Annotated in this window: 19 protein-coding genes; 5 read left to right on the top strand and 14 right to left on the bottom strand. The window is 67.7% G+C overall.

Going from position 1 to position 23,978, the window contains the following annotated elements; genetic code table 11:
• Positions 1 to 299 precede the first annotated feature (299 nt).
• Genes LGM89_RS23920 through LGM89_RS23905 form a run of 4 tightly spaced genes read left to right on the top strand, consistent with a single transcriptional unit; the run spans position 300 to position 5,902 of the window.
• Positions 300 to 1,913: a tryptophan halogenase family protein gene (locus LGM89_RS23920; RefSeq protein WP_226274090.1), complete on the top strand. Its 1,614-nt coding sequence runs from the start codon at positions 300 to 302 to the stop codon at positions 1,911 to 1,913.
• Positions 1,913 to 2,998, top strand: a complete 1,086-nt coding sequence (locus LGM89_RS23915) for a monodechloroaminopyrrolnitrin synthase PrnB family protein (RefSeq protein WP_226274089.1) — start codon at positions 1,913 to 1,915, stop codon at positions 2,996 to 2,998. Before LGM89_RS23920 ends, LGM89_RS23915 begins: the two co-directional genes overlap by 1 nt.
• A gap of 58 nt (positions 2,999 to 3,056) precedes the next feature.
• A complete protein-coding gene (locus tag LGM89_RS23910; protein WP_089498344.1) occupies positions 3,057 to 4,757 on the top strand; it encodes an NAD(P)/FAD-dependent oxidoreductase in 1,701 nt (566 codons plus the stop codon).
• A 23-nt stretch (positions 4,758 to 4,780) separates the two neighbouring features.
• Positions 4,781 to 5,902 carry a Rieske 2Fe-2S domain-containing protein gene (locus LGM89_RS23905; RefSeq protein WP_226274087.1) on the top strand — a complete coding sequence of 374 codons (1,122 nt, stop codon included), beginning with the start codon at positions 4,781 to 4,783 and terminating at the stop codon, positions 5,900 to 5,902.
• A gap of 41 nt (positions 5,903 to 5,943) precedes the next feature.
• On the opposite strand, the gene LGM89_RS23900 is transcribed toward LGM89_RS23905, so the two are convergent.
• The 14 genes from LGM89_RS23900 to LGM89_RS23835 all read right to left on the bottom strand — a co-directional run bounded on the left by LGM89_RS23900 (position 5,944) and on the right by LGM89_RS23835 (position 22,386).
• Positions 5,944 to 7,959: a glycoside hydrolase family 3 protein gene (locus LGM89_RS23900; protein WP_226274086.1), complete on the bottom strand. Its 2,016-nt coding sequence runs from the start codon at positions 7,957 to 7,959 to the stop codon at positions 5,944 to 5,946.
• A gap of 132 nt (positions 7,960 to 8,091) precedes the next feature.
• On the bottom strand, positions 8,092 to 9,018 hold the full coding sequence (locus LGM89_RS23895) for a LysR substrate-binding domain-containing protein (RefSeq protein WP_226274085.1): 927 nt from the start codon (positions 9,016 to 9,018) through the stop codon (positions 8,092 to 8,094).
• A 50-nt stretch (positions 9,019 to 9,068) separates the two neighbouring features.
• Complete coding sequence (locus LGM89_RS23890) at positions 9,069 to 9,794, bottom strand: amino acid ABC transporter ATP-binding protein (protein ID WP_226274084.1); 726 nt, start codon at positions 9,792 to 9,794, stop codon at positions 9,069 to 9,071.
• A 40-nt stretch (positions 9,795 to 9,834) separates the two neighbouring features.
• Positions 9,835 to 10,491: an amino acid ABC transporter permease gene (locus LGM89_RS23885; protein WP_089498349.1), complete on the bottom strand. Its 657-nt coding sequence runs from the start codon at positions 10,489 to 10,491 to the stop codon at positions 9,835 to 9,837.
• Positions 10,488 to 11,252, bottom strand: a complete 765-nt coding sequence (locus LGM89_RS23880; RefSeq protein ID WP_226274083.1) for an amino acid ABC transporter permease — start codon at positions 11,250 to 11,252, stop codon at positions 10,488 to 10,490. Before LGM89_RS23880 ends, LGM89_RS23885 begins: the two co-directional genes overlap by 4 nt.
• Before the next feature lie 43 nt (positions 11,253 to 11,295).
• Positions 11,296 to 12,120, bottom strand: a complete 825-nt coding sequence (locus LGM89_RS23875; RefSeq protein WP_089498351.1) for a transporter substrate-binding domain-containing protein — start codon at positions 12,118 to 12,120, stop codon at positions 11,296 to 11,298.
• A gap of 49 nt (positions 12,121 to 12,169) precedes the next feature.
• On the bottom strand, positions 12,170 to 13,240 hold the full coding sequence (locus LGM89_RS23870) for an ABC transporter ATP-binding protein (RefSeq protein ID WP_226274082.1): 1,071 nt from the start codon (positions 13,238 to 13,240) through the stop codon (positions 12,170 to 12,172).
• A 40-nt stretch (positions 13,241 to 13,280) separates the two neighbouring features.
• On the bottom strand, positions 13,281 to 14,123 hold the full coding sequence (locus LGM89_RS23865; protein WP_226274080.1) for an ABC transporter permease: 843 nt from the start codon (positions 14,121 to 14,123) through the stop codon (positions 13,281 to 13,283).
• The gene (locus LGM89_RS23860) at positions 14,120 to 15,043 is read right to left on the bottom strand and encodes an ABC transporter permease (protein ID WP_226274079.1); all 924 of its coding nucleotides are present in this window, start codon (positions 15,041 to 15,043) and stop codon (positions 14,120 to 14,122) included. Before LGM89_RS23860 ends, LGM89_RS23865 begins: the two co-directional genes overlap by 4 nt.
• A 4-nt stretch (positions 15,044 to 15,047) precedes the next feature.
• Positions 15,048 to 16,145 (bottom strand): ABC transporter substrate-binding protein, encoded by a 1,098-nt coding sequence (locus LGM89_RS23855; RefSeq protein ID WP_089434133.1) that lies wholly within the window; start codon positions 16,143 to 16,145, stop codon positions 15,048 to 15,050.
• A 148-nt stretch (positions 16,146 to 16,293) separates the two neighbouring features.
• On the bottom strand, positions 16,294 to 17,766 hold the full coding sequence (locus LGM89_RS23850; protein WP_226274078.1) for an aldehyde dehydrogenase family protein: 1,473 nt from the start codon (positions 17,764 to 17,766) through the stop codon (positions 16,294 to 16,296).
• Positions 17,763 to 19,457, bottom strand: a complete 1,695-nt coding sequence (locus LGM89_RS23845; protein WP_226274077.1) for a 5-guanidino-2-oxopentanoate decarboxylase — start codon at positions 19,455 to 19,457, stop codon at positions 17,763 to 17,765. The genes LGM89_RS23850 and LGM89_RS23845 overlap by 4 nt, the downstream gene beginning before the upstream one ends.
• Positions 19,458 to 20,071: 614 nt before the next feature.
• Positions 20,072 to 21,160, bottom strand: a complete 1,089-nt coding sequence (locus LGM89_RS23840) for an aldose epimerase family protein (RefSeq protein ID WP_226274076.1) — start codon at positions 21,158 to 21,160, stop codon at positions 20,072 to 20,074.
• Positions 21,161 to 21,186: 26 nt separating this feature from the next.
• A complete protein-coding gene (locus tag LGM89_RS23835) occupies positions 21,187 to 22,386 on the bottom strand; it encodes a XylR family transcriptional regulator (protein WP_226274075.1) in 1,200 nt (399 codons plus the stop codon).
• Between the two features lie 266 nt (positions 22,387 to 22,652).
• On the opposite strand from LGM89_RS23835, the gene xylA reads away from it, so the two are divergent.
• Complete coding sequence (gene xylA / locus LGM89_RS23830) at positions 22,653 to 23,975, top strand: xylose isomerase (protein WP_226274074.1); 1,323 nt, start codon at positions 22,653 to 22,655, stop codon at positions 23,973 to 23,975.
• Positions 23,976 to 23,978: the final 3 nt, after the last annotated feature.

The raw sequence follows: 23,978 nt of genomic DNA, 5'->3' as shown, positions 1-23,978 counted from the left end.
ATGTAATGTCGGCCACCGATGCGTCTGGCAAGGCAGTGCGAAAAATAGGGATAATTTAATGACAATGCACGAATCATTGAATTGATGACAAATATAGTATTCAGTGTGAAGCGCTTTTCATGTTGGCGTGCGTCGTATTCAGTATTTGGATCGCACAATGAAATATTGAATAATGAAAATAAAAATACTGTCAAATATGCCAGTTTAATTTAATTAATCGACGGCCTATTCTAAATGCGGATCAATTGAGCACCCTCGCAGAAGTCCATTCGGGTTTTAAATCCTATGGGAAGCGCGTCATGAGCAATCCGATCAAGCATATCGTCATCGTGGGCGGCGGCACCGCGGGCTGGATGTCGGCCTCGTACCTCGTCCGGGCACTCCAGCAGCAGGCGAGCATTACGCTCATCGAGTCCGAGGCGATTCCCCGGATCGGCGTGGGCGAGGCGACCATCCCCAATTTGCAGAAGGTATTCTTCGACTTCCTCGGGATACCGGAGCGGGAGTGGATGCCCCAGGTGAACGGCGCGTTCAAGTCCGCCATCAAGTTCGTGAACTGGCGGAAGTCGCCCGACCGCTCGCGCGACGACCACTTCTACCATTTGTTCGGCAGCGTGCCGAACTGCGACGGCGTGCCGCTGACCCATTACTGGCTGCGCAAGCGCGAGCAGGGCTTCCAGCAGCCGATGGCGTACGCGTGCTACCCGCAGCCCGAGGCGCTCGACGCCAAGCTGGCGCCGTGCCTGCTCGACGGCACCCGCCAGATGCCCCACGCGTGGCACTTCGACGCGCACCTGGTGGCCGATTTCCTGAAGCGCTGGGCCGTCGGGCGCGGGGTGAAGCGCGTGGTCGACGAGGTCGTGGAGGTTCACCTGAACGAGCGCGGCGATATCGCCAGCCTGTCCACCAAGGAGGGTCGGACGCTGGAGGCGGACCTGTTCATCGACTGCTCCGGCATGCGGGGGCTCCTGATCAACCAGGCGCTGAAAGAGCCCTTCATCGACATGTCCGACTACCTGCTGTGCGACAGCGCGGTCGCCAGCGCGGTGCCCAACGACGATGCGCGCGTGGGGATCGAGCCGTACACCTCCGCGATCGCGATGAACTCGGGGTGGACCTGGAAGATTCCGATGCTGGGCCGGTTCGGCAGCGGCTACGTGTTCTCGAGCAAGTTCACGTCGCGCGACCAGGCCACCGCCGACTTCCTCAACCTCTGGGGCCTCTCGGACCAGCAGCCGCTCAACCAGATCAAGTTCCGGGTCGGGCGCAACGGGCGGGCGTGGGTCAACAACTGCGTCGCGATCGGGCTGTCGTCGTGCTTTCTGGAGCCGCTGGAATCGACGGGGATCTACTTCATCTATGCGGCGCTTTACCAGCTCGTGAAGCACTTCCCCGATACCGGGTTCGATCCGCGGTTGAGAGACGCGTTCAACGCCGAGATCGTCTACATGTTCGACGACTGCCGGGATTTCGTCCAGGCGCACTATTTCACCGCGTCGCGCGACGACACACCGTTCTGGCTCGCGAACCGGCACGACCTGCGGCTCTCGGATGCCATCAAGGACAAGGTCGAACGCTACAAGGCGGGGCTGCCGCTGACCACCACGTCGTTCGACGACGCCACGTACTACGAAACGTTCGACTACGAATTCAAGAACTTCTGGCTGAACGGCAACTACTACTGCATCTTTGCCGGCCTGGGGCTGCTGCCCGACCGGTCGCTGCCGCTCTTGCAGCACCGGCCGGCGTCGGTCGACAAGGCCGACGCGATGTTCGCCCGCATCCGGCGCGAGGCCGAGCGTCTGCGGGCCAGCCTGCCGACGAACTACGACTACCTGCGGTCGCTGCGTGACGGCGACGCAGGGCGGGCGCGCAGCCGGCCCGGGCCGGTCGCGGCGCCGGAGACCTTGTAGTGGAGCGCGTCCTGGGCCGGGCACGCGCATTCGCGGCCACGCACGCCGCGGTGGCGGCCTGCGATCCGCTGCGCGCGCGGGCGCTCGTGCTGCAGCTGCCGGCCCTGAATCGCAAGAACGACGTGCCCGGCATCGTCGGCCTGTTGCGCGAGTTCCTCCCGGCGCGCGGCGTGCCGTCCGGCTGGGGCTTCGTCGAAGCCGCCGCCGCGATGCGGGACATCGGGTTCTTCCTGGGGTCGCTGAAGCGGCACGGACACGAGCCCGTGGACGCGGTGCCCGGGCTCGAACCGGTGCTGCTCGACCTCGCGCGTGTGACCGACCTGCCGCCGCGCGAGACGCTCCTGCATGTGACGGTCTGGAACCCCGCGACGGCCGACGCGCAGCGGAGCTACACCGGGCTCGGCGACGAAGCGCACCTGCTCGAGAGCGTGCGCATCTCGATGGCGTCCCTCGAGGCGGCCATCGCGTTGACCGTCGAGCTGTCCGACGTGCCGCTGCGCTCGCCCGCGTTCGAGGAAGGGTGCGTCGAGCTGGCGGCCCATCTTCAGAAAATGGTCGAATCGATCGTCTACGCGTACCGCTTCATCTCGCCGCAAGTCTTCTACGACGAGCTTCGCCCGTTCTACGAACCGATTCGGGTCGGGGGCCGGAGCTACCTCGGCCCCGGCGCCGTGGAAATGCCCCTCTTCGTGCTGGAGCACGTCCTGTGGGGCTCGCAATCGGAGCACCCGGCCTATCGGGAATTCAAGGAGACGTACCTGCCCTATGTGCTTCCCGCGTTCCGGGCGGTCTACGCCCGGTTCGCCGGCCGGCAGGCGCTCGTCGACCGCGTGCTCGGCGAGGCGCAAGCGGCCCGCGTGCGGGGCGAGCCCGTCGAGGCAGGGCTGGCGGCCCTCGAGCGGATCTTCGAGATCCTGCTGCACTTCCGCGCGCCTCACCTCAAATTGGCGGAGCGAACCTACGCAGCCGGGCAAACCGGCCCGACGATCGGCAGCGGCGGGTACGCGCCCAGCATGCTCGGCGATCTGCTCATGCTCACGCGCGACGCGCGGTCCCGCCTCCACGCCGCGCTCGCCGAGCCCTGATACCTGACGCCTGACGTGCTTGGCCATGTGTTCCATCTCACCCGGAGAGCTTGCCCCCATGACTCAGAAGAGCACTGCAAACGAGCGCGATAACCATCATTTCGACGTGATCATCCTCGGTTCGGGCATGTCCGGCACCCAGATGGGGGCCATCCTGGCCAAACAAAAGTTTCGTGTCCTGATCATCGAGGAGTCGTCGCACCCGCGGTTCACGATCGGCGAATCGTCGATCCCCGAGACGTCCCTGATGAACCGCATCATCGCCGATCGCTACGGCATTCCGGAGCTGGACCACATCACGTCGTTCTATGCGACGCAGCGTTACGTCGCGTCGAGCACGGGCATCAAGCGCAACTTCGGCTTCGTGTTCCACAAGCCCGGCGAGGAGCACGATCCGAAGGAGTTCACGCAGTGCGTCATTCCCGAGCTGCCGTGGGGGCCGGAGAGCCATTATTACCGGCAGGACGTCGACGCCTATCTGTTGCAAGCCGCCATCAAGTACGGCTGCACGGTTCGCCAGAAGACGAGCGTGACCGACTACCACGCGGACAAGGACGGCGTCGCGGTGTCCACCGCGCAGGGCGAGCGGTTCACGGGCCGGTACATGATCGACTGCGGGGGGCCCCGCGCGCCGCTCGCGACCAAGTTCAACCTCCGCGAGGAGCCGTGCCGCTTCAAGACGCACTCGCGCAGCCTCTACACGCACATGCTCGGGGTCAAGCCGTTCGACGACATCTTCAAGGTCAAGGGGCAGCGCTGGCGCTGGCACGAGGGGACCTTGCACCACATGTTCGAGGGCGGCTGGCTCTGGGTGATTCCGTTCAACAATCACGCGCGGTCGACCAACAACCTGGTGAGCGTCGGCCTGCAGCTCGACCCGCGTATCTACCCGAAAACGGATATCCCCGCGCAGCAGGAGTTCGATGAATTCCTCGCGCGGTTCCCGAGCATCGCGGCGCAGTTCCGCGATGCGGTGCCGGTGCGCGACTGGGTCAAGACCGACCGCCTGCAGTTCTCGTCGCGCGCCTGCGTCGGCGACCGCTACTGCCTGATGCTGCATGCGAACGGGTTCATCGACCCGCTCTTCTCCCGGGGGCTCGAGAACACCGCGGTGACCATTCACGCGCTCGCGGCGCGCCTCATCAAGGCGTTGCGCGACGACGACTTCTCTCCCGAGCGCTTCGAGTACATCGAGCGCCTGCAGCAGAAGCTGCTGGATCACAACGACGACTTCGTCAGCTGCTGTTACACGGCGTTCTCGGACTTCCGCCTGTGGGACGCGTTCCACCGGCTGTGGGCGGTCGGCACGATCCTCGGGCAGTTCCGGCTCGTGCAGGCCCACGCGAGGTTTCGCGCCTCGCGCAATGAGCGCGACCTCGATCACCTCGACGACAACGCGCCGTATCTCGGCTTCCTGTGCGCGGACATGGAGGGGTACTACCAGTTGTTCAATGACGCCAAGGCCGAGGTCGAAGCCGTGAGCGCCGGGCGCAAGACGGCCGGGGAGGCCGCCGCGCGGATTCACGTCCTCATCAACGAACGGGAATTCGCGAAGCCGATGTTCGGCTTCGGGTACTGCATCACCGGGGCCAGGCCGCAGCTCAACAACTCGAAGTACAGCCTGCTGCCGGCGATGAAGCTGCTGCACTGGACGCAGACGAGCGCGCCGGCCGAGGTGAAAAAGTACTTCGACTACAACCCGATGTTCGCGCTGCTCAGGGCGTACGTCACCACCCGCATCGGCCTGGCGCTGAAGTAGCCGGCCGACACTGCCACGACAACATGGACGACGTTCAATATCAATTGCATCCAGCGGATGCCCGGGAGCAACCGTCGGGGGCATACGACGCGACCACGCGCGTGGCCGCGAGCTGGTACGTCGCGATGCGTTCGGACGCCCTCAAGGACAAGCCGCTGGAACTGACGCTCTTCGGCCGGCCATGCGTGGCGTGGCGCGGCGCGACGGGGCGGGCCGTGGTGATGGACCGCCATTGCTCGCACCTCGGCGCGAACCTGGCCGACGGGCAGGTCCGGGACGGGTGCATCCAGTGCCCGTTTCACCACTGGCGGTACGACGAGCAGGGCCAGTGCGTTCACATTCCCGGTCACAGTACGGAGGTGCACCGGCTGGAGCCCGTTCCTCGCGGGGCGCGCCAGCCGACGTTCGTCACCGCCGAGCGATACGGCTACGTGTGGGTCTGGTACGGCGCGCCGCAGCCGCTGCACCCGCTGCCCGAGATCGCCGCGGCCGACGTCGACAACGGCGACTTCATGCACCTGCACTTCGCGTTCGAGACGACGACGGCGGTCCTGCGGATCGTCGAGAACTTCTACGACGCGCAGCACGCGCACCCGGTCCACGCGCTGCCGATCTCGGCCTTCGAGCTCAAGCTCTGCGACGACTGGCGCCCGTGGCCGGAGGTCGAGCCGCTGGCCCGGGCGGGCGCGTGGTTCGGCGCCGGGATCGACTTCACCGTGAACCGCTACTTCGGGCCCCTCGGCATGCTGTCGCGCGCGCTCGGCCTGAACATGTCGCAGATGAACCTGCACTTCGACGGCTACCCCGGCGGGTGCGTCATGACCGTCGCGCTGGACGGAGACGCCAAATACAAGCTGCTCCAGTGCGTGACGCCGGTGAGCGACGGCAAGAACGTCATGCACATGCTCATCTCGATCAGGAAGGCGGGCGGCCCCCTGCGCCGCGCGATCGACTACGTGCTGTTCGGACTGCAGACCCGGCAGGCCGCGGGGTACGACGTCAAGATCTGGAACGCGATGAAGCCGGACGGCGGCGGCGCGTACAGCAAGTACGACAAGCTCGTGCTCAAGTACCGCGCGTTCTACCGGGGCTGGGTCGACCGCGTCGCCGCCAGCGAGCGGCCAGGCGCGAGTCGACGGCCCTAGTCGATGCCGGCTCCGATCGGCGAGCCGGCATCGACGACGCATCAATACGTGAGACCGAATCCGAACGGATACAACGGATGCGCGGTATCGTGCGGCACGTCTTCCCGCTGCGCCGCGACTTCCGCCATCGACGATGGCAGCTCGAACGGCAGCTTCCCTTGCGGTTGACCTTTGCCGGTCAGCACGTCGAACAGCGCGGCATCGGTCACGCCGAAATTGGCGAGGATCGCGGTGGCCTTGTCCTGCACGTTGGTCAGGATGGCCGGGCGATCCATGTACACCGAGACGATCGACTTCGGCGCAAGCGCGGCCTGCTTGATGGCTTCGTAGTCCGCACTGCCGTCGACGAACGCGAGACTGCCCTCATGCTGCATCGAGCCGAACATATAGTTCGGGTGCAGCGTCTGATAGGGCGTGCTCACGCGGAGAATCGCGACGTCCGCGGCTTGCGGCGTATCGACGACCTGATAACCGTATTGCCGTGCGACGGCGGGATCGATGCCGTACAGCCAGACTTTCTTGCCCGCTGCCGTCATCGGCAGCAGCTTGCCGTTGTTCTGCAGCAGCACCATCGAGCGGCGCTGCGCATCGAGCGCCTGGGCCTGGAAGCCGGCATTTCCGACGATCTTGCCGGCCGCGTCCGCATCGACGTACGGATGGTCGAACAGGCCCTGCTGGAATTTCTGCAGCAGGACGCGATAGGCCGACTCCGACAAGCGCGCTTCCGACAACTGCCCGCGGTTGACGGCGTCGATGAGGTCGCTCGGATCGTCGTCGCCGCCGAACTGGTCGATGCCGGCGTTGACCGCCCGCGCGAAACGCTGCACGCGGGTCGCGCCCTCCATCCCCCAGGGCATGCCCAGTCCGACGAACGACGGGGCCCCCGACGACACGCCGTTGATGCAGTTCGCGTCGCAGTCGTCGGCGATCAGCCAGTCGGACAGGATCACGCCCTTGAAGCCGTATTTCCCGCGCAGCAGGTCGGTCAGCAACGCCTTGTCGTAAGCGCCGCCGACGGGCTCCAGCGTGATGCCGTCGACCGTCACCGTCATGTCCGGTTCGGAATAGGTCGGCATGACCGCGCCGACGTTGGCGGCGAAGGCGCCTTCGAACGGCTTCAGGTGATAGGCGAAATTGTTGCCCGGATAGGTCGCATAACGGCCGTAGTAATTGTGGCTGTCGAAGCCGAGTTTCTGCGCGCCGTATCCGGCCCAGTGCTTGACGACGGCGATGACGCTCTTGGCCTGGATGCCGTTGCTGCCGCCCTGGAAGCCTTCGATATAGGCCTGGACCTGCGCGCGGGCGAGATCGGCGTCCTCGCCGAACGTGCCGTTGATGCGGGCCCAGCGCGGCTCGGTCGCGAGATCGGCTTGCGGCGAAAGCGCTTCGGTGATGCCGACGGCGCGATACTCCTGGCGCGCGATGTCGCCGAAGTTTCGCGTGAGCGCCGCGTCTCCCATCGCGGCGAAGCCGAGCGTTTCGGGCCACTGCGAGAAACCGCTGCTGCCTGCGCTGGCGCCGAGCGTGTACTGGAAATGATTGCGCGGGTCGGAGCTGATCGTCACCGGGATGCCGAGCCGGGACTGCTCGGCCAGCGTCTGGATCTGGTTGGCCTGGACGGCCATGGTGTGCGCATCGGCACTCATGCGCGTGATGTAGGTGTTGACGCCCCGCTGATCGATGAGCGTCTTGAGCGCGGCCAGGTCGTAAGCGGAGCCGGTGCCCGCACCGGTCGTGTCGTTCAGCACCGGCGCGGTGCCGTGCATCATCAGGCCGGCTTTCTCGGCCAGCGTGAGACGGCCGACCAGGTCCCGTGCACGCACTTCTGCGCTCAGCCGCCAGTCTTCGTACGGTTCGAGCTGGCCGCTCTTGTCCATGTCCTTGAACTTCAGGCCGTCCCGGGTGATCAGGTTCAACGTCGTGTAGCCGAAGTCCTGCTGCGTGACCGGCGGGGACGAGGAATCGACGCCGCCGCAGGCAAACAGCCCCAGGGCGAGCGCGGTGCCCGACGCGGCCCATGCCGATCGATGAATGGCTGATCTCGTGATGCGTTGCATGCTTGTCTCCTGAATCGGATTTTTTTGGCGCGGCCGTGATGCGTGACGCATGGCCGCAGGCCACTTTACCGAGCTGTTTCAGGAGACGTTTTGCCGCCGGGTGCAGTTTTTGCCCCGCCGGGGCGCGATGTGTCAGGCGGCGGGGGGCGTCGAGGGTTCGGGGCGGGCAGGCGCGCCGCCCGACGCGCCCTTGCGTTCGTCCGCGATCCAGCCGCCGAACAGCTGGATCTTCTGCTGCTGTTCCGCACAGTCCGGATACACGAAGTAGTAGCCCATCCCCGTCGGCAACGAGAGGTCGAATGGCATCACCAGCCGGTGCGCCGCCACGCTTTCGTCCGCGAGCGTCCGGTCGCCGATCGCGACGCCGTAGCCGTCGATCGCCGCGTGGGTCGCGAGATCCAGCGTTTCGAAGCTCAAGCCGCGCGTCGAGTCGACGTGCGGCGCGCCCGCATGGTCGAGCCACCGCTTCCAGTCGCGATGATCGCGGGTCGGATGCAGCAACGTGTGACGGGCCAGGTCGTCGACACTCGCGAGCGGCTGCCGCGCCGGCAGGCTCGGCGCACAGACCGGCGTGAGCCGTTCGTCGAACAACGGGATCGCATGCATGTCGGGCCCGGCGCCGGCCGCGTAGATCACCGCGGCGTCGAACGGCTCCATGCGGAAGTCGACCTGGTGATCCCAGGTGGTGGTGATCTGCACCTGCAGTTCGGGATGCTCGGCCTGGAACCGCATGATGCGCGGCAGCATCCACTGCATCATGCAGGTCGGCACCTTCAGTGCGAGTTCCGTCCGCCGGCGCGACAGGCGCATCGACACCTCCTCGATGCGCGCGAAGCTTTCGCGCACGGTCGGCAACAGGAGTTCGCCTTCGGCCGTCAGCGTCAGCCCCTTGGGCGTGCGCTTGAACAGCGCGAACTGATAGAAGCTCTCGAGCGCGAGGATCTGCCGGCTCACGGCCCCCTGGGTCAGGCACAGGTGCTCGGCGGCGCGCGTGAAGCTGCCGTGACGGGCAACGATGTCGAACACCTGCAGCGCGTTGAGGGAGGGAAGTCGTTTCATCGGAAGAGTCGGGGGTGGAACGGGCGCGCGGCGGCGCGCCACGGTATCGCTCAGTGCAGGATCTTCGCGAGGAAGTCCGTCGCGCGTTCCGATTTCGGATTCGAGAAGAAATCGTCCTTGCGGGCGTCCTCGACGATCGCGCCCTGGTCCATGAAGATCACGCGATGGGCGACCTTCTTCGCGAAGCCCATCTCGTGCGTGACGACCATCATCGTCATCCCTTCCTGCGCGAGTTCGACCATCACGTCGAGCACTTCGTTGATCATCTCGGGGTCGAGCGCGGACGTCGGCTCGTCGAACAGCATCGCGACCGGGTCCATCGACAGCGCGCGTGCAATCGCGACACGCTGCTGCTGGCCGCCCGACAGCTGGCCCGGGAACTTGTGCGCGTGCGCCTTCAGGCCGACGCGCTCAAGCAGCTTCAGGCCCTTCTCGTTCGCCTCGTCCTTGCCGCGGCCGAGCACCTTGACCTGCGCGAGCGTCAGGTTCTCGGTGATCGACAGGTGCGGGAACAGCTCGAAATGCTGAAACACCATCCCGACCTTCGCGCGTAGCTTCGACAGGTTCGTCTTCTTGTCGCCGACCGACTGGCCGTTCACGAGGATCCCGCCCTGCTGGAACGGCTCGAGGCCGTTCACGGTCTTGATCAGCGTGGATTTGCCCGAGCCCGACGGGCCGCACACGACGACCACTTCGCCTTTCCTGACCTCGGTCGTGCAGTCGGTGAGAACCTGAAACGGGCCGTACCACTTCGAAACGTTGCTGATGGAAATCATGGAAGTTCCTGGATCGTAATGAAGCGCGCGCGGCGCCGGTTCAGCGTGCCTTCGCGACGCGATAGCGACCTTCGAGCACGCGGGCATACCACGTCAGCGGGAAGCACATCGCGAAGTAGAGCAGCGCGACCATCGCGTAGATCGGAAACGGCTTGAATACCGCGTTGGTGATGATGTTGCCCGTCTTGGTCAGTTCGGTCAGCCCGATGATCGACGTCAGCGCGGTGCTCTTGACGGCCTGCACGAGGAAGCCGACGGTCGGCGGCAGCGCGATCTTCCACGCCTGCGGCCACACCACGTAGCGCAGTTGCTGGGTCCACGTCATGCCGAGGCTGGCCGCCGCGTGCCACTGGCCGCGCGGCACCGCGTCGACGCAGCCGCGCCAGATGTCGGTCAGGTACGCGCTGGCGTTCAGCGTCAGCACGACCGACGCGGCCACCCACGGCGTCACGTCGATGCCGACGAGCGGCAGCCCGAAGAAGCCGAGGAACAGCTGCATCAGCAACGGCGTGCCCTGAAACACCTCGACGTACAGGATCACGAAGCGACGCAGCGCGGCCGACGCCGAGACGCGCATCGCCAGCAGCGCGAACCCGGCGACGCCGCCGCCGACGAACGTGATCAGCGACAGCAGCAGGGTCCAGCGCGCGGCGAGCAGGAGGTTCCATGCGATGTCCTGGAAGGTGAATTCGATCATCGTGCACGCTCCGTCGACAGGCGGGTTTCAGGGGAACGGGCCCGCCATGCGAGGCGGGCAAAACAGCCGCGCCGAGGCGCGGCCGCCGCGCCGCGCTGCATGCGGCCCGAGAACAGGCGCCGGCCGAGACGATTGAGCAGCATGCGCAGCGCGATCGACAGCAGCAGGTAGATCGCGGTCACGACGATGTAGATCTCGAACGCACGGAAATTGCGCGACTGGATGAAGTTCGCCGCATAGGTCAGGTCGGGCACCGAGATCTGCGAGACGACCGCGGAGCCGAGCATCACGATCAGCACCTGCCCGAGCAGCGCGGGGTACACGTTCGCGAGCGCCTGCGGCAGCACGACGTGACCGAACACCTGCCGGCCATGCAGCCCGAGCGCGCGCGCCGCCTGTACCTGCCCGTGCGGCACCGATTCGATGCCGGCGCGCAGGATCTCGACCGCGTACGCGCCCAGGTTGACCGTCATCGCCAGCACGGCCGCCTGTACTTCGTCGATGTGCACGCCGATCCCGGGCAGCCCGAAGAAGATGAAGAACAGCTGGACCAGGAACGGCGTATTGCGGATCAGCTCGACATAGGCCGCGACGAGCGTGCGTGCCCAGCGCGGGCCGGCGAGCGCGACCCACGCGCCGGTGGTGCCGATCAGGCCGCCCAGCACGGTGGCGGCCGCGGTGAGGCCGAGCGTCACGCCGACGCCGCGCGCGAGCAGGCCGGCGTACAGGCCGAAATCGCTGAAGTCGAACACGTAATTCATCGCGATGCCTTTCGTCGTGAATGCGGGGCGGGGGCGGCGCGCATCACAGGTCGGCCGGCAGGGCCGCGTGCAGCCACTTCTGCGACAACGCATTCAGCGTGCCGCTCTTGCGGGCGCCGGCGATCGCATCGTTGACCTTCTGCATCAGGCGCGGCTCGTTCTTGTTCAGGCCGACGTGATCGGGCGAGCTGAACAGCGAGAACTTCTGCTCCGGATCGATCGACGGATGGCGCGCGATGATCGTCGCGCCGACGTCGTTGCCGACCACGAGCAGTTGCGCCTGCCCCGACAGGAACGCGGCGATCGCGCCGTTCGGGTCGTCGAAGCGCTTGATCGTCGCGCTCGGCGGCGCGACCTTGCTCACGCTGAGATCCTCGAGCGTGCCGCGCGCGACCGCGACCGACTTGCCGGCGAGATCGGCGTTGCCCTTCACGGCCAGCGATTTCGGGCCGAACACCGCGAGGTAGTACGGTGCATACGCGTTCGAGAAATCGATCACCTTCGCGCGTTCCGGCGTCTGCCCGACCGACAGCAGCATGTCGGTCTTGCGGTCGGCGAGATAGGCCATCCGGTTGTCGCCGGTGACCTGCACGAGTTCGACTTTCGCGTTGAGTGCGCGGCCGATCAGGTTCGCCATGTCGATGTCGTACCCTTGCGGCTTCATGTCCGGGCCGATCGAGCCGAACGGCGGGTAGTCCTCGAACACGCCGATGCGCACGACACCCGATTTCGCGATCGTGTCGAGTGCGTCGGCATGCGCGAGCGGCGCGAACGCGGCAAGGGCCGCGGTGCCGGCGCAGGCGCAGAGGAGGACGGTACGGGCGAGCAGGCGCTGCACGTGACGGGTGGTTTGGGACGTTGCGTTCATGGTGAGATCCTCGTTGCTGGGCTGGACTGCGCGGGAGAAAGACAGGAAATCAGGCGCCGCGGGCGGCGATGAGCTTGCAGGCATGGGCGGGCAGTTCCGCGAGCACCGGCATGCCGACGTGGAGGTCGGGCGTCTCGCGCGGCGTCGTCGCGGCGGTCAGCGTGAAGCCGCGGCAGTCGATCGTCGCTTCGATCGACGCGCCGACGTCGCGCACGAACGTGATCGTGCCCGCCAGCGTATTCGGCGCCGCGGCCGGCTGGCCCGGGCGCACGCAGACATCCTCGGGACGAATCAGCAGGCGCACCGCGTCGGTCGCGCGCGGCGTGTCCGGCATGCGCCGGATCGCGAGACGCTGCCCACCGGGTAGCACGATGGCGTCGTCGCCGTCGCACGCGACCGGCAGGATGTTGCCGAGGCCGATGAAGTCCGCGACGAATTCGTTGACCGGATCGCGATAGATGTCGAGCGGCCGGCCGACCTGCTGGATCCGGCCTTTGTCCATCACGACGATCTCGTCGGCCATCGTCATCGCTTCGCGCTGGTCGTGCGTGACCATGATCGTCGTGATGCCGAGCCGTTGCTGGAGCAGCCGGATCTCGACCTGCATCGCCTCGCGCAGCTTCGCGTCGAGTGCCGACAGCGGTTCGTCGAGCAGCAGCAGGCGCGGCGACGATGCGATCGCGCGTGCAATCGCGACGCGCTGGCGCTGCCCGCCCGACAACTGCGTGACGAGCCGGTCGGCCATGTGCGGCAGCTGGATCAGCTCGAGCAGCTCGGCCACGCGCCGCGCCTGCGCGGCCTTGTCCGTCTTGCGCAGCCGCAGCGGATACGCGATGTTCTGCGCGACCGTCATGTGCGGAAACAGCGCGAGCGACTGGAACACCATGCCGAAGTCGCGGCGGTTGGCGGGTACGTGCGTGAGGTCGCGGCCGGCGAACGTCAGCGTGCCGGCGGTCGGCGTCTCGAGGCCGGCGATGATCCGCATCAGCGTGGTCTTGCCGCAGCCGGACGGGCCGAGAAAGCAGACGAGCTTGCCGTCCGGCACCGACAGGTCGACGTGATCGACCGCATACGCCTGGTGGAAGCGCTTCGTCACGTTCTGGAGGATGAGCTGGGTCATGAGGGTTCCTTGCACGGGCGAGGGCGAGGCGGCGTGCGCGTCAGAGCGCGACACCCTTGTCGCCGACGAGTTTTTCGAGCATCCAGATCAGCGCGAAGTCGATCGCGACGGTGAACACGGCGAAGCAGAACACGGTCGGGTCGAGCGACGAGACGGTGCGGCTGTAGAGCCAGACCGGCAGCGTCATCGTGTCGATGCTGTACAGGAAGAACGTCACCGTGAATTCGTTGAACGACACGATGAAGGCGAACAGCATGCCGGCGAGGATGCCGGGCCGCATCAGCGGCAGCACGACGTCGACGAGCGCGCGGCGCGGGCTCGCGCCCATCAGGCACGCGGCTTCCTCGAAGTCGGGGCCGATCGACGCGACCGACGCCGCGCAGTTCTTCACCGTGAACGGCAGCGTCAGGATCACGTGCGCGACGACGAGCCGCACGATGCCGAGTTCGACCGGCAGCGCGTTGAACACGATCAGCAGCGCGAGGCCGAGCATCACGAGCGGATAGACGATCGGCAACGCGACGAGCTGCTCGACGAGCGTCTTGCCGCGAAAGCGGTAGCGCGACAGCGCGTAAGCCGCGGGTACCGACACCGAGGTCGCGATCAGCATCGTCGCGACCGCGACGACGAGGCTCGTCGTCAGCGCGGCGCCCATCGATTGCGCGCTGCTCGCATCGGACGACACGAACGTCTGCCACGCGGCGCGATACCAGTGCAGGCTGAATTCGCGCGGCGGGAATTCGAGCGTGCCCGAGGCGCCGAACGACATCGTGATCATCGTCAGGATCGGCAGCGCCGCGAGCAGCAGCACGAGCGTCGCGAGCGCGCCGGTCGCGCGTCCGAGGCGGCCGGGCATCGGCGCACGGAGGAGCAGGGCGTTCATCGGTTCACCTCGCCGGCACGTTGCAGGGTGCGCACGAGGCGCTGTGACACCGCCATCACGACGAGCGTCGCACCCATCAGCACGACGCCGGATGCCGACGCGGCGGGCCAGTTGAGCAGCGGTGCGACCTGGTCGTGCACGAGCACGGCGAGCATCGGCACGCGCCGGCCGCCGAGCAGCAGCGGCACCGCGAACGCGCTGGCGTTGTACGCGAATACGAGCAGCGCACCGGAGACGAGGCCGGGCATCGCGAGCGGCAAGGTCACGTGCCGCAGCGTCTGCCAGCGGCTCGCGCCGAGCGTCGCGGCGGCTTCGTCGTAGGCGCGGGACACCGCGCGCAGCGCGCTCGACAGCGGCAGCACCGCGAGCGGGAACGCGGTCTGGATCAGGCCGAGCAGCACGCCGTGCTCGCGGTACAGCAACTGCAGCGGCCGCCCGATCACGCCGCTGGCCAGCAGCGCGCGGTTGAGCAACCCGGCCGGCCCGAGCATCACGAGCCAGCCATAGCCTTGCAGCAGCAGGTTCACGAGCAGCGGCAACAGCACGCCGGCGAGCAGCAACCGGCGCGCGAGCCGCGATTCGGTCCGCGCCATCGCGAGCGCCACCGGGATCGCCAGCAGCACCGCGCACACCATGCTCTGGAACGCGAGGCGCAGCGTGAGCCACAACGACGTCGTGAAGTACGGGTCCGCGAGGTCGAGGTAGTTCTGCAGCGTGAAGGTCCGCCATTCGTCGCCGGACACGCCGACGCTCATGCGCAATACCGTGACCGTCGCGGCGACGAGCACCGCGAGGAACGCGAGGATCGGCGCGAGCAGCAGCCAGGGCGGCACGCCGGGCAGCGCGGGCGCCTCGGCGCGCGCACCGACCGTGCCGGCGGCGGCCGGCGCGGCGTCTCGGGGAGGGGACAGGGAGGCCATGTCGTTACGCCGAGAAGAGGCCCGTGTAGCGCTTGATCCATGCCGGCTGCACGGCCGCGAGCGCCTTGTCGTCATGCAGCACGGCTTTCTCCGCGATCTGCTGCGGCGACGGCACGAACGCGCGGCTTTCCGCGGGAATCACGGCCTTGCCGTTCACGGGGCCGTTCAGGACGTCGGCCGCCATCCGGCCCTGCACGCCGGCGTCGAGCGAATGATTGATGAACGCGTGGATCAGGTCGAGGTCGCCCGGGTGCGCCTTCGGAATCACGGTGAACATCAGCTGCGTCGCGAAGCCTTCCTTCATACCGTACGTCACGCCCATCTTGTAGTCGGGCTTGCGGATCTGGTCGGGGAAGAACGCGGGCGAATAGATGCCGCCGAGGTCGAGCGAGCCCGTGCGGAATAGGTCGGCGACCTGGTTCGGGTTTTCGCCGAGGGTCATCACGCGGTCCTTCAGTTGCGCGAGCTTCCGGAATCCCGGATCGATGTTCTGCTGCGAACCGCCGGCCAGCTTCGCCGCGATGATCGCGAGGTCGACCGCTTCCGCCCATTCGGGCGGCGGCAGGAACAGGCGGCCCGCATATTTCGGATCCCACAGCGCCTCGTAGCTCGACGGCGCGCTCTTCACGGTCGCCGTGTTGTAGATCAGCCCGTCCGACCACAGCAGGTAGCCGATGCCGAAGCCGTTCGCGCCGGTGCGGTACTGCGGCGCGACGTCCTTCAGGTTCGGCAGCCGGTTCAGGTCGGGCTTCGCGAGCAGCCCCGCTTCCGCGAGGCCAGCCGCGCCGACGCCGGCCAGCGTGATGACGTCGTAGGTCGGCCGCTCGCCCGCGGCCTTGACCTTCGCGACCATCCCCGACGTGCCGTCCGCGCGATCGGCGATCACGCGTGCGCCGGTCTGCTTGCTGAAGCTCTCCGCGATGTTGCGCAGCGCGGCCGCGCCGGTATCGTCGGACCACGTGAGCAGGCGCAGTGTCTTGCCTGCGAAACTGCTCGTCTGTGCCTTCGCAGTACTGATGAATGGCATCGGAAGGGCGGATGCAGCGAGCGCCGTGCCGAGGGTTTTGATCACCTGCCTTCTGCCCGCCTTGAAGTGTTGCATGGCCGTCTCCTGATGAACGATGCCGGGTGGTTCGATGCCGGGCGCCGACTGCGGCGCGGGGTGTGGATGAACTGTAGGGAGGTCAAATTTCCGCAACAAACGAAATATCCGCATGCGCGGCATGACATAAACGCATGGCGCGGCGACCTCAGCCGGCCGGCATCATGACCTGCTTGATCTCCTGAAAGGCGGCGAGCCCGAACGGGCCGAGTTCGCGTCCGATACTGCTGCGCTTGTAGCCGCCCCATGAGGTTTGCGGATAGATCAGCTGCGGCGTGTTGATCCACACGACCCCTGCCTCGAGCGCGGCGGTGACCCGCCTGGCGCGTGCGGTGTCGCGCGTGACGACGGTGGCGACGAGCCCGTATTCGGTATCGTTGGCGGCCGCGATCGCATCGTCCTCGGCGTCGAATGCGCGGACACACAGCACCGGCCCGAAGATTTCTTCACACCATAGCGGGCTGTCGGCCGGCACGTCGGCGAACAGCGCCGGCCGGATGAAATAGCCGGGGCCGTCGAGCGCGTGGCCGCCCGTCACGAGCCGCGCGCCGTCGGCCCGGCCCTGCGCGATGTGGCGCTTCACCCGTTCGTATTGCGCGCGATTCGTCAGCGGGCCCATCTGCACGCCGGGGGCGAACGGCGGCCCGACGACGGTTGCGTCGATGCGCCGGGCGAGTCGCGCGATCAGGTCGTCGGCGAGCGGCGCGGCGACGAGCACGCGCGAGGTCGCCGAACACATCTGCCCGGCGTTGAACAGGCCGCCGCCCGTGACGAGTTCGACCGCGTGATCGAGATCGGCGTCGTCGAACACGATGATCGACGACTTGCCGCCGAGTTCGAGGCCGACGCCCTTGATCGTGTCGGCGGCCGTCTTCATGACCTGCGCACCGACGGCGGTGCTGCCGGTGAACGACACCTTCGCGACGCGCGGATGCGCGCACAGTCGGGCGCCGACGTCGTGGCCGGTGCCCGTCACGACGTTCAGCACGCTGGGCGGCAGCCCCGCCTCGGCGGCGATCGCGGCGAGTTCGAGCTCGGGCAGCGGCGTGATCTCGGACGGCTTCAGCACGACGGTGCAGCCGGCCGCGAGCGCGGGCGCGAGCTTCCACGCGGTCGTCACCATCGGGAAATTCCACGGCACGATCAGCGCGGCGACGCCGGCCGGCTCGCGTCGGATCCACGCGCGATGGTCGGCATCGGGCAGCGCGATCTCGGCTTCGCCGTCGGTGTCGAGGCGCTCCGCGAGGCTCGCGTAGTAGTCGAAGGTGGCGATCACGTCCGCGACGTCGATTTCGGCTTCGGCGAACGGCTTGCCATTGTTGAGCGACTGCAGCGTGGCGAGCCGCGTGCGGCGTGCGTCGACGCCGCGCGCGATCGCGCGCAGCAGTGCCGCACGCGTGGCGCCCGTCGTGCGTTTCCAGCCGGCAAACGCGCGTGACGCGGCCTGCACGGCGTGCTCGACGTCCGCGTCGCCGCCTGCGCTGACGTTGGCGAGCACGGCTTCCGTCGACGGATCGACGACGGGCAACGTCGCGCCGTCGGCGCTCGCCCGCCAGGCTCCGTCGATGAAGTGGCGTGTGTGCAGCGGCGGATCGAACGCGAGATCGGGTGTCGTGCTCATCGCTGCACCTGTGCGAACCAGGTTGCCTCGTCGATTTCGATCACGGTCGGGATCGCGCGCGCCGCGGCGTCGCGCAGCGCGGCGGCCAGCGCGCCGGGTGTCGCGGCCGTGTGCGCCGCGCAGCCGAAGCCGCGTGCGAGCGCCTGGAAATCGGGCGTATACGGATCGACGCCGACCGGCGTGATGTCGCGCGCCACCATGTATTTGCGGATCTCGCCGTAGCCGCGGTTGTTCCAGACGATCACGATCACCGGCAGCCGCGCCTCGACCGCGCTCGCGAGCTCCGGCAGCGTGAACTGCAGGCCGCCGTCGCCGATCAGGCTCACGACCGGGCGCGCGGGCGCGGCGAGCTTGGCGCCGATCGCGGCGGGCAGCCCGTAGCCGAGCGTGCCGTAGCCGGTCGACGAGTTGAACCAGCTGCGCGGCGCCGCTGCATCGTGGGTGAAGTTGCCGACGTAGACGGGGCTCGTCGAATCGCCGGCGATGATCGCGCCGGGCAGCGTGGCGACGATCGTGTCGATCAGCCGCGCCTGCGACCGCGCGGCGCCGTCGTGCATCGACGCGATCGCGGCGCGCACGGCGGCCACGCGCGGCGCGCCCCAGTCGGCGTCGGGTGTCGGGGCCGGCGTTTCGTGCAGGCGGGTCGACAGCGCGCCGAGCGCCAGCTGTGCATCGCCGGCGATGGCGATCTCTGCGCGGGCGTTGCGCATCAGCTGTTGCGCGTCGATGTCGATGCGGATCAGCCGGCCGTCGATCGCGAAGCCGCCGTCGAACGTGACGTCGTAATCGGTTTCGCCCAGCTCGGTGCCGACGGCGAGCACGACGTCGGCATCGCGGATCGCCGCACGGGTGGCCGGCAGCGACTGGGTCGAGCCGATCAGCAGCGGGTGGCCGGCCGGCAGCAGCCCTTTCGCGTTGATCGTCAGCGCGACCGGCGCGTGCAGGCGTTCGGCGAGTTCGCGCAATTCCGTCGCCGCGTGGATCGCGCCGCCGCCGGCGAGGATCAGCGGCCGGCGCGCGTGCGCGAGCAGGCCGGCGGCCGCGGCGAGCGCGTTCGCATCCGGCGCGGGCCGCGCCGGCAGCGCGGGCAGGGCGTCGGACAGCGCGGGCGCCGGCATCACGATCACGTCGAGCGGAATCTCGATATGCACGGGCCGCGGCCGCGCGCTGGCGAACACCGCGAAGGCGCGCGCGAGGACCTGCGGCAGGTCGGCCGCGTCGAGCAGCGTGTGCGAGAACGCGGTGAGTCCCGCGAACACGTCGCGCTGGGACGGCAGCTCGTGCAGGCGGCCGTCGCCGCGGCCGAGTTCGCGCCGTGCGTTGACGCTCGAGATCACCAGCATCGGGATCGAATCCGCGTAGGCCTGTGCCATCGCGGTCGCGATATTGGTCATCCCCGGCCCGGTGATGATGAAGCAAACGCCCGGTCGGCCCGTGACGCGTGCATAGCCGTCGGCCATGAAGCCGGCCCCCTGTTCGTGGCGCGGCGTCACGTGGCGGATCGACGATGCAGCGAGGCCGCGATAGAGCTCGACGGTATGCACGCCGGGAATGCCGAACACGCATTCGACGCCGTGGCGCTCGAGGAGGTCGACGAGCGCTTCGCCGCAGGTGCGGGGGCGGGCATGGCAGGGCGCTGGCGTGGCCTTGCGGGCCCCGGCGAGGGAGGAAACGGTGGCGGGATGGTTCATGGATCGTGGTGTGCCGATTGGGAGGGTGAGTGGCCCGTACCGCAAACGAGGGGGCATGGTGCGGATTGTCGGCGTCGATCCGGGATGCCAACAATCGATTAGTTTTCATGCGCGGCATGAGCGCCGTGCATGGCGGCGTCGAATCGCGGGGCGGGTAATGGACTGCGGGTTTTCACGGCAGCGCGGGTTGCAACGCGCGTCGTACGGACCTCCCGGCGCTGCATGACGGCGTCGACGGGTCTTGCGTGAAAGGGGCGTGGAGCGAAGCGGTGCCCGCCGCCCGGCGCGGGGGTGTCGCCCGCCCGATGGGGCATGAGCGGCGGGTGCGCGGATTGCATGCAGGTGGACGAGCGGGCACACGGCGCAACTGGTGCAACCGGCGTCTTGCACAGCGATTCTTCCGACGACGGCGCGCCCGAACGCGCCGCGCACGCGACGCCAGTCGGTATGCGAATCGTGTAGCTAAACTGAATATCTGCGGGGCGTGGCGCGTAATATTTTGATGTCGCCCCGTGGCTGGTAGCGGGTTTTACGCGCTGCGCCCGATGCGGTTCCGGGAATCCTCCCGGTGCGCGGTTCCGCCGGGAATGCCAGGCCGTGCTGTCCCGCGCCGGCTATGCCTGAACGGCCACCCGATACCGGGTGGTCTGTCGATAGACGGCGTCCGGATGAAGGATCACGGCGCCGCTCAGGCCGGCCATGTTCACCTGGTTCGGAAAGCCGCCCGCCTCCAGGCACAGCGCCGCGTGTGGCGTGCAACGTGTGCCGCCGCTCACGCGCAGGCCATCGAGATAGTTGCCCGTATAGAGTTGCAGGCCGCGCTGATCGGTCGACACGATCAGCTCGCGGCCGCTTTCCGGATCGTAGACGCGTGCGACGGGCCGGGCCTCGTGCGCGCCGTCGCCCAGGACGAAGCAGTGATCGAAGCCGCGCGCGCGGGCCAGTTGCGCGTTCGGCCAGTCGAGGCGCGCGCCGATCGGCGCGCTGTGCCGGAAATCGAACGCGGTACCCGTCACGTCGGCCGTGCCGGTCGGGATCAGCGCCTCGTCCACTTCGAGGAACGCGTCGGCGTCGATCTGCAGCAGATGGCCGCGCACGTCGCTGCCCGGGCGCCCGTTCAGGTTGAAGTAGCTGTGATTCGTCAGGTTGAGCGGTGTCGGTGCATCGGTCCGCCCCGTATAGTCGATCGTCAGCGTGCCGTCGTCGTCGAGCGTGTAGCGAACCTGCACGGTCACGTTGCCCGGAAAGCCTGCGTCGCCTTCCGGCGAATCGAGTCGAAGCGTCAGCCCGCCGCAGTCGTCGATCACGTCCCAGCGCGCGCGATGAAAGCCGTTCGCGCCGCCGTGCAGCAGGTTGCCGTTCTCGTTGCGGTCGAGCGGGTAGCCGATGCCGTCGAGTTCGAACCGCGCCCCGGCGATCCGGTTCGCCCAGCGGCCGACCGTCGCGCCGAGGTAGGCGCCGGATTCGAGGTACTCGGCCGGCGTGTCGTGCGCGAGCACGATATCGGCAAGGCGCCCCGTGCGATCGGGCGCGAGCCACGACACGACGGTCGCGCCGAGGTCGCTGATGCCCACGCGCATCCCGTGCGCGTTGCGCAGCGTGTAGCGTCGAACGGGTTCGCCGTCGGGCAGCGTGCCCCACGGCTCGGCATGCACGCGCGCCGCGCCGTGCGTCAGGGAGGAAGAATCGGTATCGATGTGCATGGTGGAGGTCAAATGGGCGGCGGCCGTCAGCAAGAGGCTGAGGCGGCCGCACGTTCCTGGTATTCGCGCGGCGTGCAGCCCAGCTCGCGCCGGAACACCGCGTACATGTATTGAAGCGACGTGAACCCGCAACGGATCGCGACCTCGGCGCTCGACGCCTGCCGGCCGGCGAGCAGCGCCTGCGCGGCTTCGAGTTTGTGGCGCAGGATTTCCTGGTGGACGGTGCGCTGCAGTTCGCGCCGGAAGTGCTCCTCGAGCAGCGAACGCGACACGCCGACGTAGTCGGCAACCTGTTCGGTCTTGATCCCCTGGCACGCGTACTGGCGAATGAAATGCCGCGCGCGCATCACGTGCGGGCTCGCCAGCGGCTGATGGCGCGTCGATTCGAGCACGTTGATGCCGACCGGCGGCACGAGAATGCGCTGCCCGGGAAAACGCGCGCCGCGCAGCATCCGGTGCAGCAGGTGCGCGGCGGTACGGCCCATTTCCTCGGTGCCCTGGATCACCGACGACAGCGGAATGCGCGTCAGCGTGCGCGTGAGCGGATCGTTGTCGATGCCGATGATCGCCACCTGTTCCGGCACCGCGATCCCGGCGATCAGGCAGGCCTGCAGCAGGTGCCGCGCACGCGCATCGGTCACGGCGATCACGCCGACGGGTTTCGGCAGCGCATGCAGCCAGTCGATCAGCTGCTCGATCGCGTGATTCCAGCCCGACGCGCTCGTCGACAGCCCGCGGTAGATCGGCGCATCGAGCCCGTCCGCGCGCGCGAGCCGGTCGAAGGCGAGCTCGCGCTGCTGCGCCCACCGGTTCTCCTGCGCGATCGGCAGGCTGTACATCGCGAAGTGCGCGAGCCCTGCGCCGATCAGGTGCGTATAGGCGAGCGACACGAGCTTCGGGTTGTCCGTCGCAATATAGGGGACATCGTCGGGATACTGGGCCGGATCCTCGTACGACGAGCCGACCGCGACGACCGGCAGCGGCGAGCCGGCGAGCGCGCTGGCGACGGCGGGATCGTCGAAATCCGCGATGATGCCGTCGCCGTCGAAGCGCTCGATGCCGGTGAGCCGGCAGCGGAAGTCGTCTTCGAGGAACAGGTCCCACACGACGCGCGTCGTGTGCAGGTACTGGCCGATGCCGCTGATGATCTCGCGGTCGTAGACCTTGTTCGCGTTGAACAGCAGCGCGATGCGATGCGGTGTCTGGGCGGAAGGGACGCGTGTCATCTCGATCTCGGGGCACCTGCGTCGAGGGGCGCGGTGCCGTTGTCTCCGGGGCGCGCCCGGGTCGGCGGCGCGCGGTGTCTGGTGTGTGGCGATTGTAGGGCGGAACGCGCGCCGCGCGCAGCGGCTGGCAAGAAACATTAAGCGTGCTGCGCAATTTCGCAATTGCCGCCCGGCAGGGGCGCGGGCACGATCCAGCCTACCGAATTCGGCCGCGTGCGCCACCCCGACGCACGTTGCGCTGCAACAAGACCCAGCACGGAGACGCCATGTCGTATTTCGAACACATTCCCGCGATTCGCTACGAAGGCCCGCAGTCGGACAATCCGCTCGCGTACCACCATTACGACCCCGAGCGGCGCGTGCTGGGCAAGACGCTCGCCGAGCATCTGCGGATCGCGGTGTGCTACTGGCACACGTTCGTGTGGCCGGGGCACGACATCTTCGGGCAGGCCGCATTCCAGCGGCCATGGCAGCAGCCGGGCGATGCGCTCGAACGCGCGCGGCTGAAGGCCGATGCGGCATTCGAATTCTTCACGAAGCTTGGCACGCCTTTCTATACGTTCCATGACACCGACGTCGCACCGGAAGGCGACAGCCTGCGCGAATACGCGGCCAATTTCGCGCGGATGGTCGACTATCTCGGCGAGCGCCAGCAGGCGAGCGGCGTGCGGCTCCTGTGGGGCACCGCGAACCTGTTCTCGCACCCGCGCTTCGCGGCCGGCGCCGCGACGAACCCGAACCCTGACGTGTTCGCGTGGGCCGCGACCCAGGTGTGCCATGCGCTCGACGCGACGCACCGGCTCGGCGGCGAGAACTACGTGCTGTGGGGCGGGCGGGAAGGGTACGAGACGCTGCTCAATACCGACCTGAAGCGCGAACGCGACCAGTTCGCCCGCTTCCTGTCGATGGTCGTCGAGCACAAGCACCGGATCGGCTTCAAGGGCGCGCTGCTGATCGAGCCGAAACCGCAGGAGCCGACCAAGCACCAGTACGACTACGACGTCGCGACCGTGCATGGCTTCCTCGTGCAGTACGGATTGCAGAACGAGATCCGCGTGAACATCGAGGCGAATCACGCCACGCTTGCCGGCCATTCATTCCATCACGAGATCGCGAATGCGTTCGCGCTCGGCGTGTTCGGCAGCGTCGACGCGAACCGCGGCGATCCGCAGAACGGCTGGGACACCGACCAGTTCCCGAACAGCGTCGAGGAGCTGACGCTCGCGTTCTACGAAATCCTGCGCCACGGCGGCTTCACGACCGGCGGGATGAACTTCGACGCGAAGGTGCGCCGCCAGAGTATCGATCCGGAAGACCTGTTCTACGGCCACGTCGGCGCGATCGACGTGCTCGCGCTCGCGCTCGAACGCGCGGCGGTGCTGGTCGAGAACGACCGGCTCGACGCGCTGCGCCGGCAACGCTATGCGCGGTGGGACGACGCGTTCGGCCGCAAGATCCTGTCGGGCGACTATACGCTGGAGTCGCTCGCGGCCGAGGCGCTCGCGCGCGGGGTGAACCCGCAGCACGTGAGCGGCGCGCAGGAGCGCTGCGAGAACATCGTGAACCAGGCGATCTACGGGCTGCGCTGACGC

This window comes from Burkholderia sp. AU31624, assembly GCF_020420065.1.
Taxonomy (GTDB): domain Bacteria; phylum Pseudomonadota; class Gammaproteobacteria; order Burkholderiales; family Burkholderiaceae; genus Burkholderia.
This window is presented reverse-complemented; position numbering and strand designations above follow the sequence as displayed.